Annotated in this window: 9 protein-coding genes and 3 pseudogenes; all 12 read right to left on the bottom strand. The window is 33.4% G+C overall.

Annotated elements, in window-relative coordinates:
• Positions 1–129: 129 nt before the first annotated feature.
• Positions 130–216, bottom strand: a pseudogene (locus tag AC503W_RS08100) (YneF family protein); the annotation flags it as partial.
• Positions 217–590: 374 nt separating this feature from the next.
• Positions 591–729: pseudogene (locus AC503W_RS08095) on the bottom strand (Arm DNA-binding domain-containing protein); the annotation flags it as partial.
• 591 nt (positions 730–1,320) lie between these two features.
• The gene (locus AC503W_RS08090; RefSeq protein ID WP_494916716.1) at positions 1,321–2,781 is read right to left on the bottom strand and encodes a restriction endonuclease subunit S; all 1,461 of its coding nucleotides are present in this window, start codon (positions 2,779–2,781) and stop codon (positions 1,321–1,323) included.
• Positions 2,781–4,214: a class I SAM-dependent DNA methyltransferase gene (locus AC503W_RS08085; protein ID WP_494916713.1), complete on the bottom strand. Its 1,434-nt coding sequence runs from the start codon at positions 4,212–4,214 to the stop codon at positions 2,781–2,783. Before AC503W_RS08085 ends, AC503W_RS08090 begins: the two co-directional genes overlap by 1 nt.
• Positions 4,215–4,315: 101 nt before the next feature.
• Positions 4,316–4,567, bottom strand: a complete 252-nt coding sequence (locus AC503W_RS08080) for a hypothetical protein (protein ID WP_494916709.1) — start codon at positions 4,565–4,567, stop codon at positions 4,316–4,318.
• Positions 4,568–4,579: 12 nt separating this feature from the next.
• A complete protein-coding gene (gene hsdR, locus AC503W_RS08075) occupies positions 4,580–7,801 on the bottom strand; it encodes a type I restriction-modification system endonuclease (protein ID WP_494916707.1) in 3,222 nt (1,073 codons plus the stop codon).
• Positions 7,802–8,080: 279 nt separating this feature from the next.
• Positions 8,081–8,615 (bottom strand): annotated as a pseudogene (locus AC503W_RS08070) (recombinase family protein).
• 598 nt (positions 8,616–9,213) lie between these two features.
• The gene (locus AC503W_RS08065) at positions 9,214–9,951 is read right to left on the bottom strand and encodes a hypothetical protein (RefSeq protein ID WP_494916704.1); all 738 of its coding nucleotides are present in this window, start codon (positions 9,949–9,951) and stop codon (positions 9,214–9,216) included.
• Between the two features lie 176 nt (positions 9,952–10,127).
• Entirely contained in the window at positions 10,128–11,393 is a 1,266-nt protein-coding gene (locus AC503W_RS08060; RefSeq protein WP_494916702.1) for a hypothetical protein, read from the bottom strand.
• 516 nt (positions 11,394–11,909) lie between these two features.
• Entirely contained in the window at positions 11,910–12,092 is a 183-nt protein-coding gene (locus tag AC503W_RS08055) for a hypothetical protein (RefSeq protein WP_494916700.1), read from the bottom strand.
• A 176-nt stretch (positions 12,093–12,268) separates the two neighbouring features.
• The gene (locus tag AC503W_RS08050; RefSeq protein ID WP_494916698.1) at positions 12,269–14,281 is read right to left on the bottom strand and encodes a coiled-coil domain-containing protein; all 2,013 of its coding nucleotides are present in this window, start codon (positions 14,279–14,281) and stop codon (positions 12,269–12,271) included.
• Complete coding sequence (locus AC503W_RS08045) at positions 14,278–14,745, bottom strand: hypothetical protein (RefSeq protein ID WP_494916696.1); 468 nt, start codon at positions 14,743–14,745, stop codon at positions 14,278–14,280. The genes AC503W_RS08050 and AC503W_RS08045 overlap by 4 nt, the downstream gene beginning before the upstream one ends.
• Positions 14,746–14,751: the final 6 nt, after the last annotated feature.

The following is a 14,751-nucleotide window of genomic DNA, read 5'->3' as shown; positions in this document are numbered from 1 at the left end:
GCGATGAAAGATAAAGCAAACAAAAATTTATGATGAAAGATTACTCTGTAATGCATTTTATGATTTGCTCATCCTATAATAGCCATAATCAATCGATTAAAAATTAGTGCATAGCGATTTTCATGCTATTTATTTGGTTTGTTGTTTATTCATAGCACTCATCATTTGATTAATTTTCTTTTGGGACGGTTTCATACCCATTTGCATCATCATCATGAAGGACCCTGTTATATCAACGTTTTACTATTCTATAATCGCACCTATTCTATTGAAGAAAAATATACCATAAATGCTTTTGAAAGTCTACGCAAAAACATTTTATAATGAAAGTCAGGTTAATCATTCTTCTCTTTTCAAAATCTATAGATATAAAAAAAGGCTGAAACCATAATTCAGGGGTTACAGCCTTTCAATAGGCAATCATAACTTTTACATTTCTTGGAATGACGATGACTTTTACTGGAGAATGCGGATAATTGACAAAGGCTTTTTCTCCGACAATAACACGCTCAAAAACTGAGATATCACATCATTTCCAGCCCGTCACCGTGATTTTCCATATATGATTAAACAACTTTCTATGTGTTCTGAGCATGCTCCGCTTCCTTCTTAGTATTGAAACTCCTTTTATTTTTTTTGTGTCCGTTTCCCTGTTAATGGGTCAATGCCCATATCGATTACATAAAAATACTTACCCGTTTTCTTATCTTTCTTGATACTACCTTTCACTGTTAAAAAACCTCCTAGGATTCCTAACAGAAAATAAGTCCCTTAACTATATTTTATCAATTATTCATAAATGCTAATATTTCAAGCTTTATATATTTCTCCACACAAACAAAAAGTTAAAACTCAAAAAGGAAACGCTCATATAAAGGCGTTTCCTTTTAATATTTATTGAGAAACACGATTTTGAGTCATACGCGTCTGCCATTTCCGCCAACCCGGCATGTATATTAATGTTTACATAGTTTTAGTCAATGCTAATTATGTAATTGTCCATACGATTATTAAATACCTATGATATGAAGTTAATCAAAATTCCAAGCAAATGTCAACAGTATTATGGTAATATCAATGACAAATAAAGATTCGAACTCCCGACCGACACCTTAGAAGGGCGTTGCTCTTTCTAGATGAGCTACCTTATATATCAGTGTTTTTCTACTGTTCAACGTAACGGTCAATTTACGAACTTAGACGCCTGACATTTTCAGTATAAATCGAGGTGAAAATGATTGCAATTGCAAAGTAATTTAATTGATTTAGCTACTTGTTTCAGGTTACTTAAAAAGACATCCAGAATGGATGTCTTCAATTTTATCTATTTGCCTGTTCTTGGAGAACTTCTTTTAAAAGTTCGACGGCGTTTTCATCATTAGAGTCATTGGTGCCAAGTTCACCACGAAATGCTTTGGAGAGTATTGATTGTTTTAAAATAAGTATACTTTTTTCTAACTGTTTAAGTACTGAGTAGGTTTCTTTTTCCTTTTCTAGAAACATTAAAACTAATTCAGAGACTTTTTGTTGTTCAGACAGTGGAGGAATTGGAATTAAGAAATTCTTGATATCTTTCATACCCAAGTCTGGTACCCCTATTGACCTCGTATATGATAGCGCCTGTTTTAAAACAAATCCACTGTCTAGGTAAGTATTAAGGAAGTTAGTATCTACAACCAAGGGTCTAATTACACAGCACGAGTATGAAACAAGAAATTGTTCATCCGTTTCAACAATTCTAGCTTTCCCTAATTTTGCTCCTATTCTCGAATATATAATATCTCCTTTAATAGGATTAATCTTCCTTGACAATCTCACATAGTCTTCAATTGAAATTCTTTTAATATCAACAGTTAAGTTTAAAGACCCATCATCGAGTAAATCTTTAGCAGAAATAAATTTTATACCTTCTTCAACTGCTTTAGGCATCTTGTGGTCAATATCAGCTATATCTGAACAAATTTGATGAAGAGTTCTCCATTCCCAACTTTCCGGTATATCAAAAGGCTTTTGCATTTCTATTGGGAATTTTAATGCTTTTTCATTTTTAATATTATTTTTTATCTCTTTTTCATCACTTATCTTGTTTAAAAGAGGTTCAACCGAGTCATAACCATCATTCTCTTCTCTCCACTTCTTCGTCAACTCTCCACGAAATGCTCTATCCAATAAAGCAGCTCTTCGAAGTTCAAACGATTCCTTTGCTTCTTCAATCAATTGCTTTGCTTCTTCAATTTTACCTAAAAGCAGCTCTACCTTATTAGCAATACGCTTTTGTTCGTTGAGAGGGGGAAGAGGAAAAGGCATACTATTCATAACCGTCGGTGACACTCTTGGTAAATTAATCCCATTACTATTCTCATTTGCATAACTTATAACTTGTGGCAAACTTAAATATTCATTTAACAAATGGTTAGTCACGATATTTTTGCCTCTATAAACTAATATATCCGTTGAAGCTACACCATTGATACTGGCTATAGCATGTTTATTCAAATAAGGACGTAATTTACCATACAAAACATCACCCTTATTAAAAACTACCTTTTTACTTTTAATTCCCTCGGAATTTATAACTTCTTTAATTCCGCCGCCCTTATACAAATGCTCTAAACCAATATAGAATTCTTCCCCTGTAGGTTGTACTTGCTCGTTTATATGCAAAAAAACATGTCCTAGTCTTGACCAAACCCAATTTTCTGGAACTTCATAAGGCTGTTCTTCCTCTGGCACTAACGCCTCTTCTAACAACTCTTCAATTGTTTTCTTTTTCTTAATCATTAGAAATTCACCTTAACTTCTTTTGTTTCACGAAGTTCTTCAACAACGTCGGTTAACAAATCAATTGCTTGTTGCAGCTTTACAATTGCTTCTTCAGCTGATTCAATTGGGTCTGGCAGGTTATCATAGGAAGATATTGATGCATCTGCTATAAGTCCAATATCTAAGCTGTCATTCTTTTTAGCAATTTCTTCTCTAGTGAATTTGTTCCACCGCTCATCTTTAACCTCAGAACGGTCTGCTGTTACATAGGCTTTCATGAAGTTTTCAAAATGAGCCATTGTTAATTGATTACGTTTTCCAAATGAAGACATGTTTGTACGTAAGTCATAAACCCAAACATCTTTTGTATTGTCTTGGTCTGTTTTTCCTCTTGTAAAAAACAAGACATTTGTTTTAACACCTTGAGCATAGAAAATACCAGTCGGTAATCGTAAGATTGTTTGTAGATTACATTTATTCATTAAGTCATGACGAATTTGTGTACCAATACCACTTTCAAATAAGACGTTATCTGGTACTACTACTGCTGCGCGCCCTGTACCGTCTGTTAAAAGCGAGTTATAAATAAGCTGTAAGAAGTTTAATTGTTTATTTGATGTTTCAAATGTTAAATCGTCACGTGTTGCACGTTCGCCACCTTTTTTCGTACCAAATGGCGGATTTGTTAAAACAACATTGAAGTTTTTCATCCATTTACCATTTGTTGATAACGTATCACCTTGCTCTAAACGTCCTTCCATATCATGCAGCAATGCATTCATTAATGCTAAACGATGTGTATCTTTAACAAGCTCCATCCCCGTAAAGGCTTCTTTCTTCTGGAATTCCGCTTCTTCTGGTGAAAGGTCAAAATAATTATCTGTTTTTGCTTTTAAATAATGGTCAGCTGCAATCATAAAGCCTAATGTCCCTGCTGCTGGGTCATTACAACGCTCGCCTACTTTTGGGTCAATTAGTTGAACCATTACATCAATTAATACACGCGGAGTAAAGTATTGTCCTGCTCCTGATTTTTTCTCACTGGCATTTTTCTCGAGTAATCCCTCATAAAGATTTCCTAATCCTTCTTCTTTGGCATTGTACCAATCTAAACCATCAATTGATTTAATAATCTTTTCAAGATTTTTTGGCTCATCAATACTAGTTGAAGCACCATTATATATCATACGCAATCTTTCATTTTCAATATCTTCACTACCTAAATCAAGTAGTAGTTGACGATAAAATCGATTTAATTCGATTCCTTCTTTACTAACTAGGTCGCTCCAACGCTTGCCTTCTGGAATAATGGATTCCGTTTCTTGTTCTTGCATCATTTTTAAGAAAAGTAGATATGTTAATTCAGTCACATACTCATGATATGTAATACCGTCATCTCTTAATACTGACGCTAAATTCCAAAGCTTCGAAACAATCTCTGCGTTATTCATTATGTTCCTCCTAATGTCTGTTCATCTATGTTATTATACCTCAGTTTCGTTAAAATGCTCGATGGTAAAAGGGAGTCCACAGAACTAGACTCCTTTTTTGATTATTCAATTATTCGTTTATCTGTAAAAATAGCATAAATATAAGAAGGTGCTCGCAAATGTTGAATTGGAACAGTATTACTTAACGGCAAGTAAGGTACAGCTTTTTCAAATTCAGATTTTGCTACATTTTGATTCGTTGTTGTTAATTTAATAGATGTTCCAACAACTGTATACTTAAACTGTTTCCCTCGAATTTGCTTAAATATATTCCCTTCATTTTCAACAATACGTTGCCATACTTCTTCAATCATCTAGTCACCTCATCAACTAATATACAAGTTATCATTAATTGCATAGACAATCTTATCAATCTCGTCACCAAATTCACGTTTCAACACGTTATAGCCACCATTACTTTTAAACGGCTCTTCTGAGAATGCCTCCTCTGGCGTGGGTGCTAAAACAGGCACTTGTAGCAACTGCTTTTCAATACGGTCAAGCCATTTACGTTGTCTTATTGTCCAATCGTGTAATGCATAAACTTTTTGCATCGCGTTTTTCACGCGCGTTTCATGGTCAACCAATGCTTCCCCTAATGCGGCTTGACGAATAAAACTTATAATATCCGCAGCAATTTCTTCATTCTTAGCCTGCTTCCAAGCAGATTGTAAATGTGATTGTTTGAAACCTTTTGTATCTAAAAGAGTTACAATCTCTCGTAAATCTTTACGTGTTAATTCTTTTGGTCTTGTGCATATTAATTGAAGTGCTGGGATTTCATTCATGTTATCTCGAATATATTGGACAAAACCATCTAAATAATCTGCTGGCTTTTCATTTCCTTCTCCATATCCACGGGTTACATCCTTTACTTCATCTTCATGCTTTGAAATAATTTGAAGCTCTTTAGGTGTCCGATACGTTGCGACATATTCAAACAAAATACTATTTGTTTGAGCTTGTTCTGGTCGATAGTGTTGAATTTCTTGCGCCCATTTATCAAGTGGTACACCTTTTGATAATTCTTCAAAGCGACGTTGCCCCGCATCATCTATTTTTTGCTTTTTGCGCTGAATTTTCGCAACGAGTTGATTACGGAAATGCTCTGCTTCATCTTCTGTCTCAGCTTGCGTAAATGATTCATGTAAATCAGTAATCGTGAAATGTTGCTGCTTCACAACAGGCTTCATATCTGTATATTTTTGTAGTTGATTGTAAATACCAACCGCATCATAAACTCGGAAATGTGTTTTCCCGATGTCAGGACATAAACGTGTTGCTCGACCTAACATTTGGTCATATAAAATACGTGATTTTATACGTCGTAAAAAGACTAAGTTTGTAATGGTAGGCACATCTATTCCTGTAGTGAGTAAATCCACTGTTACAACGATATTTGGTAAATGCTCATTTTTAAAGCGTTTAATCATTTCATTTGGATTATAAATAGAACCTGTAATTTTTACAATCGCATCATCTGATACTACATCACCGCGATTCGCAAATGCTTCTTTTAGTAAACGTACTACTAAATCCGCATGTTGATTCGTTGCAGCAAAGATAAGCGTTTTTTCTCGACTTTCTGGGTCAATATAGTCTGTTAATCTATTTAAGACTGCACGATTAAATGGTTCAGTAATGACTTGTTTATTAAAGTGCTCGACATTAAATTTCAATTCATCTTCTAAGCGTTCGAGAATCACTTCGCCTTGCTCAGGGTCATACACTTCAACTTCTTCACCTTTTTTAAATGAAATTCCACTTTTAGCTAACTCTGATTCAAATAAATATGGCGGCTCATGGTCTACTAAATAACCATCCAATACTGCTTCTGTATAAGAATATTTATAAATCGGCAGTCCGAAAATATCCGTTGTATGAAGTGCTGGTGTAGCTGTAAGTCCAAGAACTGCTGCATCAAAATAATCAATAACGCGGCGATATTGGCTCACGTAGTCATTTTGATTTTGGAATAACAACTCATCATCTGACATTTCGCGGTCACTTGTATAACCTCTATGTGCTTCATCGACAATGATAAAATCATATTGTCCAACAGAAGGCAACTTTTCTCCATCATTATAAAATAAGCGTCTGACCATTCCCTGTACTGTCGCAACCTGTATCTTTGTTTCAACATCTGGTGTCATATCTTCTAGCGACTTTACATCATAAATACTAGCAAATGATAAGCCTTCAATTTCCGTATCCTTTAGCGAGTCAATTGCTTGCTGCCCAAGTGAATTACGGTCAACTAAAAATAAGATACGGCGACATTTTTTCGCTTTAATCAGTCGATACATAAGTGAAATCGCTGTACGTGTTTTCCCTGTACCAGTTGCCATCGCAAGTAGCATTTTACGCTGTCCTTCGATTAATGCTTTTTCAACAGCTAGTACCGCAGTTTGTTGATAAGAACGTAAACCAAACTTTGTAATATCTTCTACTGCGAGTTTTGCATTAGCTTCTGTATCATCTACATCTAAAAGTAAACGTAAGTCCTCTGGTGAGTGCCATCCTTCTAATGCATGTGCATGTTTGTGTGGTGTACGTGAATCCCAGAACCAGATACCTGATTGGTCTTGTAATTGTTTTAAGTATGGTCGTCCATTGGATGCATATAAGAACGGTACTTTATATTCTCCATTTGCAGGAAGTAATTCGATTCCTTCCTTTTCTTCTACTAAACGTGCATATGTTTTCGTTTGACTTTCAAGAGCTGCTGGAATATCTCGGTGCTTCGCTTTTGCTTCAACAATGCCCACTAATTGCAATCCAATAAATAGAGCGTAGTCAGCATATTTGCTGCCAACTTTCCATTCAGCAATTGCCATATTTTTATTCTTCTCTGGCATTGTTTTATTCTTTTTGAAGCTGAGTTTTTCTGTATCAACAATCCAACCAACAGAGCGTAATTTCTCATCAATAATAATGCGTGTCTGTGCTTCTGAAAGACGATGTTTCTTTACATGAAGCTGTGATTTTTCTCTACGCTTTACACGTACATCTTTTGAAATAGTATCATCTGTTATTACATCTAATTGTTCAACAAGTTGCTTCTCTTTAGCTTTAATTTCTTTTTCAAGTCGTTCAATCTTTTGTTGAAGTTGCTCTTTGGTTGTATCAACTTGTTGCAACAATTCTATATATTTAGGAGCGGAAAAGTTCCAATCAACATACACTTCCATAAACCAAATGGATAGTTGATATGCAAGTTCTAATAAGCTTTTCGCTTCTTCTGTTTTGCCATAGTTTGCTTCATGTGAAGCGGTGTTCCCTTTACGACGTAATATATCAAAAATATCTAATATTTCTGGCTCTGCAAGTCCTTCTCTTCTCATTGTATTTATGCGGTCTACTTGAGATGTATTGTAAGCTTCACGAATATTATCAGAAGCTAATACAGCCTTCGCAATTGTTTCACCAAACAATCGAAGTTTCATAATCGATGTATGAGGGTCTTGATACACATTACGCTCAGCACTTTCCCCTAATTTCCCTAGCACTTCCCATTTGCCTTCAAAAAAAGCAAAGTTACTCTTCAATAATTTCACCGCTCTTCAATATAGTATGTTTCTTCAATTGTACTATATTGAAAATAATAAACACACTATGTAAAGCTTATTTTCAATTATCACTTCATATTTTTTTATACCTTCAATTAATAAAATCAATATTTCATTAATTGAATGAGGTTTGGAAAAATCATGACGTGTGGATAAGCTTGCCTATCCCATTTCCTGCCTAAGACCCCAGTGAATATGTGGAATTATACCCCCTACCTATATCAATTACAAATGAAAAGAGACCCCTTAAGAGTCCCCTTAGTCAGCTTCATATTCCTTAACCTTGCGATAGAATGTAGCCTTAGTCAAATTTGATTTTTTCATTGCTTCAACTGCAGTGATATCTCTTGCTCTCCATTGTTTATAAGCCTGTTCAAATTCAGATGTAATAGATGTTTTAGGTCTTCCTAGGTGTTTACCCTGTGCCTTTGCTGAAGCTATGCCTTCAGCTTGACGAGTCTTAATCTTAGCTCTCTCTTCTTCAGCAACCCATGATAATACTTGTAATACCAAGTCAGCTACAAAAGAACCGATTGAATCATTGTACTTACGTGTATCCAATAATGGCATATCAATTACGACAATATGTGCTTTAATGTTCTGTGTGATATCATTCCACTCGTTTAGAATCATCTCTTTGTTACGACCTAGCCTATCTAATGAATGAATGTATAATGTATCTCCTTTACGCAAACGCAATTGCTTGGTATTGAGGTCTATTGAAGTCTTTACCACTTTGCTAATCAATATGAATATCACTTTCATCAATTCCAAGAGCATACATGCTATCCATTTGTCGTGCTTCATTTTTGTCTTTACTGCCTACTCGTACATATCCGAATTTTTGTTGTCCATGATTAATGACCTCGCATCCTTCTTTCTCCAGTTGCTCATTTTGTATAGTAAGGTCTTGTGCTACAGTAGGCACCCTTTCATAACAGTATTTCATATTATTTTCACTTTTGATTTATGTAGCTATGTTTTGTCATCGGTTGATATCTTGATTCTTCTGAATCGGATAATAGGTGTCAATACTATTAAGTTCTGTTACCACCACAAAGAAGGGGAGGACTCTTATGTTTTATTTCAAGTACAAATAACTAGAAGGTAAATGATAAGTGGACAGCTTAAATAGAGGTTTGTGTATCAGCAACAAGTTTTTCACACCATTTTCTCATGAAAAAGAGCCATACACTAATGTATGGCTAACTCAAAATGATTTGTGAGGTGTAAAGCAGTTTAGTTACATTTCCTTTATCAATCATTCTGTTCTTTATCATATATTTTTGACCATCTAAATGTAGGGTTTGCTTGACTTTTATGTAAACAACACAACCATAAATAATTTTACACATCTTTTTTATATTTTTTTGCTAAGAGTATACTATTTACTATCCAATGGTTCTTTTAAACTCAGGGACAACCTGTAGTATTTGATACTTATGTATAAATATAATTGAAATTCCAAACGTTTCTTGAAATTTCCCACGAATAAACTCTGAATCTTTAGGGAACATATCTGCAACAATACATACAGATTTTTTCTTGCTTACATCAGTTAGCTTGCTTACATTTTCTACAACTTTTTTTATTTCAGAGTTATTTATCTGTCCATGTTTGACCTGAGTATAAATTTTTTGTTCTCCATCCTCAGCAATTACATCAATTTTCATATGGTCATAGTCAGGGTTTGCCTTGTTTGCTTCATATCCCATAATCTTAAAATACTCACAAACCGCAATCTCACTAATTTGACCTTTCGCAATCTTTTGACGATTAATTACACTATTTAAAGATTTCGATATTTTTTCCAAATCTTTCTTGTTAATTAGTTGCTCATCAGGGTCGTGGAAAACATTATCAGAATAATATCCAATTTCCTTACCTTGGTATACAGTAACTATAAAATCCTCTCTTGGTTGTATCATAGACACTATTGAATCTTCAATTTCTTCTAGCAAATCAAGAACACCATGTTCACCTATTTCTGTAGAAAGGACTAGAATTGCCTCAACTGCCCGTTGAAAGTGCAAACTAATTTCTCCAATTAAACCTTCATTATCATAGATTAAATAAGATTCACTAGTTTCCGTCCTTAGACTTCTTCTAAATAAAAAAATTGGTTTCATTACCCTTCCTCCATTACTTTGCCTGATACCCAAATGGTTTACATATATGTTTGACATTTAAATACCAAATACCATCTATGATTCAATAAAAAAACACTTATATCTTCATAAAAATCAAAGTTTTATTACCTTCTGATTGTTTAGCATTAAATTTATTCTTTTTTCTGGAAAACACTTTAAATAAGTGTAGAAGTTCCAATTATAATGTCTTCCGCAATAAATCGCATTAAAGGTATCTCGTTTATTAAATACTTATCATCAGTAAAAGGTGTGAATTTTGCTTTCTCCCCATCTTTGCTATGAACTATTGCATTCCTTGTTTTATAGATTCTTTTAGAAAGTTTCGAAAAAGTTTTTGTCTCAATCTGATTTAAATCAACTCTATCACTCTTCGAGAAGAGTACTTCATTATCTTTATAATGCCGGACCAGCTTTTCATCATACTCATCTAATTTAGTTCTTAATTCTTCTATATTTATGTATCTAGTTAGTGTCATCATCAATGCTTCTTGTTCATTAAAAGAATAACTGTCTCCTCTTTCCCTGATTTTTTTCGATATAAGATTCATGAGTTTTTTTATATCCTTCTCCCTCTTTGCTGAAAACTGTGGACTAGTAATTTCTTTCTCAATCATCTTGACTATTTCTTCATTATATATTTTTTCAAAAAAATGCTCCATAACGTGATAGTAAGACAAAAACTGTAACATAGGACTTTCAGCAGAGAGAGCCATTTGATAATGATATATTAAATCTGAAGTATACTTTCTCTTAGGTGCCTCCATTTCTTCTAAACTTGCTCTTCTTAATCCTAATAATCGATTAGTCCTTAAAAATTCATCAAGAAACCTAATTTCTACAACTGCATAATTCAAGTTGTACCCCATTTGAAACAAAAATGAATTACACAATCTTTCCAAATCTATCCTAGACTTAATGTGTGAGGAAGATACTCTAACTGTCTCAAATCGTGGTATCATCACTCGAATTAGGTCTATTAGTTGATTATTTGAATCTTCAAAGTTTCTTCGAACAGCCATAGACAAAGAACCAGGTCCTTTCCTCATCCTCTTAAACTCACTTATAAGACCAGTTTCATGTATCTTGTTAATAATAAAAATTATGTATTCGTCAGAACAAGCTTTATATTCATATATAATCCCATTTGGTATATCTTCTTTTTTAATAGTTTCATTAGGCATTAACCTCGGTGAGTAGAAATTCTCTCCCCTAGTAAGTACTTCATAATAGCGGTCATCATAAATCAAGGTCTCATCATCTGTATTTTTTGAGTTTAGTTTATCTATGATTTCTAAAAAATAGGATTTTTCAATACTGAATTGCTTACTGTCAATATCTATTGTTAACTTATCGTCATCTTCTTCTATTTCTACCTTCAACATTTCTTTTAAAATACCCTTAAATTCAATAATATCAATCATGCTGTTCTCCCTCTCACCATATTAATTACTTAATTAACCTCACCATTCGGAAGTCAAAATTAACAGATAACATACTCGTCAAAATCTTGCTGGTTTAATAACTTAAACAACATGTGTTTTGTTTATACCCTTCTCTCGTCAAAAAAACATAATAGATTTTACTTTTGGGAAAGATACTGATATATCTTCAAAACAGTTTATTTCTTGAAATTAACGTACAGGAAAATCATACCATACTAATACAAAAAAAGAGCAGCAACATTAAATGCTTCTCACATTAAAAACTTTATAACGTTTGTCTGTATATCATATATGAGCGAGATTATTCAAAAATAATCCCTTGCATTAACATCCTGGTAATGTTGTAACTGACAATATAAAAGACAGGTTTTATTAGTATGTGTAACGGTGTGTATAGCGCTATATTCAGTCAATCACTAAACACACAAAAAAGGAGAGCCCTATTAAGAGAGCCCCCCTCAGAGTGATTTTACAGCTACTCTTTTTGAGTAACGATTACTTCCTGCTATAAACTTCAGTTAATAAGCGGATGCCTTGGAACACGCCTAATGGGTTAACCTTCTTTGATTCGTTGGTGACTTCCAATTCAACATCATCAATTTTAACTGTAGTAGGTGCTACAGCTTCAACTGTTGATGTATTTGGTTTGATACTGTTTTTGCATCTAAAGTACTTCAATAGCAACTCCCACATTAGAGCATAGTGCTTCATAATCTTTAAACACTTGATTCTATCGGAATCATATCTTCTAAAAATATCATTTCACAGTTAAATAAAAAAACACCATTCTATCCCACCTCTGTATAGGAGGAAGTATAAAATGGTGTCTCTGCATTTAGGCATTCAAAAACTTTCTAAGATATTGGCTTTATAATATAGTCTTCTCCTAAATCTATTATATTTACATTCAAACTCTTTGTCATTTCTTTTATTTCATCTGGCTCAAGGGAAGTACCCACAATCGATTGTCCCTTTGTTCCTGATATAACCTGAAAAAGTTGTTTCTGACTCTTAACTGACATTTGTTGTTGTCCGGGCTCATCAAAAACCATCAATCCTGGATGATTTCCTTCAAACTTTAAACTTGTTTTGTACATAGCAATTACATATGACCATATTAAACGGATATTGTCACTTGCTGAAGAATCAAATTTAATATCAAAACCACTAACAATCGGAGTATATTTATCATGTGAAATAGAAATTTCCTCAGTATTGATACTAGAAAAACTAAAATCTCTTAATAATTTCAAAAATTCTTTTTCAAAATAATATAATTTTTTCTTATCTAATTCTGAAAAGTAATGTTTTGGTAAGTTTTCTAATCGAGATAAATACATCCTCCATTCATTTTTAAATTGTTCAAAATTTTTTTCTATTTTTTCGAACGAGTTACCTGCTTCTTGTAATTTGCTCAAAAGCACCTTTAATTCTACCAGTTTTTCTAAATTTCCGTGTGTAGGTAACTTAGGATTCTCAATTAATTCAGCTTTATATTGCCTTAGTTCTCTTCTGGCATTATTAAGAAATTCTGTAACCGTATCTAACTTGGTTTCTTTTGATTGTATTACAATTTTTGATTGTTTAACACCGAATATCAAGGTATTAATTTGTTCTTTAATAAACGTTATGTTTTCAGATAAATCCAGAGGCTCAATACTTGATTCTGGAGGCATGAGCGTATCTTCAACATGTTGGTGGCAAGTTGGACAAATTCCATGTGATAAAGTCGAGTCAATTTCCGCCCCCAATTTATAGAGTTTTTCTGCTTCTTGATTTCTTTTTAAATCAAGTTCCAAGTGTTTTAAATTTTCGCTCATGGTTTGCATATTATTTTTTTCCAAATGTAAATCTTGCCTAATAGAATTTATTTCTGACTGTAAAGTCAGCACAAGAAGTTCTTGTTCTTTAACCTTTTTTTCATATTTTCCAGCTACATCAGATATTCTTTTCACGCTGTAATTTTCTCTTTCTTTTATTGAGCTCTCTAATTCAAAAATTCTATCTACAATAGATATGAGTCTTCGGTTCTTATCATACACATTTAGAGATATTACTTCTAATAGGATTGGTTTATCTGGGAGTGAAGTAACCTCACCATTTATTGTTTCTGCTATTTCTTGTAAAGAATTCTTTAATCCTAACCATCTATTTACATATAGCGCTTTTAAAACCATTAATTCTTCTCGTTCCTTTGCGTTTTTAGTTATATCCATATTTAACATAAATTCAAAAGCACGTTTTGATAAATCCCTTATCCCATAGCTTCCTGATATAGGTACATAAAAACTACCCCACCCCTTGTTTTGTTCAACAAAAAATAAGGGAAAGAGGGTCTGTATGTATAATAACCTGTCTCCACCTTCAAACGTTGATACTTCAGGTAAACTCCATCCTAAAAACGATGCTAAGAAAGTATGGAATCCTGCTTCCTCAACTGCTGAACCCTTCATATGTACGTAAAAATCTTTAGAAATTAATTCTTCGACTTTTGTTATTGCAGGTCCAAAATGAACCCTGATTAATTTTTCATCAATACCAGACGACTTTATCCATCTAGTTAGGGTAATAATTTCTCCCTGTTGGTTGGAAATTTCAAGTTGCACTTTTGACTCCAAGATAGCTACTTCTTTTTCCTTATATATCAACTTATCTTTAAGTGCCGGTTTCATAGTTTTGGAATTTTTCCCACCGAGCAATTCTTCAATCCCTAATGAGTATAAGATTGCATTTAGTGTCGAGCTTTTTCCCCTTGTATTTCTGGCTCTTAATATATTAAATCCATCTAAGAAAGGGATTTCAGTTCCAAACACGCCATCTTCTGTATCGATGGTAATTTTCAAACGATTTATATTTATTCGATTCATGAAGGGTACCTCTCTTTGAATAATGTCAAAATATAATTATCGGACAGGCTTTTTTTTATACTTCCTAGAAATTTCTTTTCTTCCTCAAATATATCTTCACTGGTAATTTTAAGCACAAACTTTATTCCCTTTTCAGTTAAAGAGAATTTCCCTGTATTATTATTGAATGAAAGAAATCCCATTGCCACACCGTAGTTCAAGGCTCTATTTAAAAATGGGTCAAAGCGGACTATGGGAAAATCCTTGGTTTTTTTTAATTGAAGTAACCTATCATAACGACTTTCATTCTTTAGAGCCCAATTGAATAATTGTAACTTTAATAGAGAAGCTTTTTGTTGAGTCGAGGATAAGTAAAGAATTAACATGATTAGCGAAATCCTATAAATAGGGCGAAGCTCAGGTGAAATAGGTATTCTTTTTTTACTAAATCTAATTTCTTTTATCTCATCTAATGGTAAATCCATTTTAAT

It is taken from the genome of Peribacillus suis (assembly GCF_059384845.1).
Note: the sequence above shows the minus strand (reverse complement) of the source record. Positions and strands in the feature narration are given on the sequence as shown.

Bases quoted from the DNA above. Each gene is read 5' to 3' on its own strand.
- AC503W_RS08090 (WP_494916716.1), bottom strand. From the start codon at position 2,781: ATGATTAAGAAAAAGAAAACAATTGAAGAGTTGTTAGAAGAGGCGTTA.
- AC503W_RS08085 (WP_494916713.1), bottom strand. From the start codon at position 4,214: ATGAATAACGCAGAGATTGTTTCGAAGCTTTGGAATTTAGCGTCAGTA.
- AC503W_RS08080 (WP_494916709.1), bottom strand. From the start codon at position 4,567: ATGATTGAAGAAGTATGGCAACGTATTGTTGAAAATGAAGGGAATATA.
- AC503W_RS08065 (WP_494916704.1), bottom strand. From the start codon at position 9,951: ATGAAACCAATTTTTTTATTTAGAAGAAGTCTAAGGACGGAAACTAGT.
- AC503W_RS08060 (WP_494916702.1), bottom strand. From the start codon at position 11,393: ATGATTGATATTATTGAATTTAAGGGTATTTTAAAAGAAATGTTGAAG.
- AC503W_RS08050 (WP_494916698.1), bottom strand. From the start codon at position 14,281: ATGAATCGAATAAATATAAATCGTTTGAAAATTACCATCGATACAGAA.
- AC503W_RS08045 (WP_494916696.1), bottom strand. From the start codon at position 14,745: ATGGATTTACCATTAGATGAGATAAAAGAAATTAGATTTAGTAAAAAA.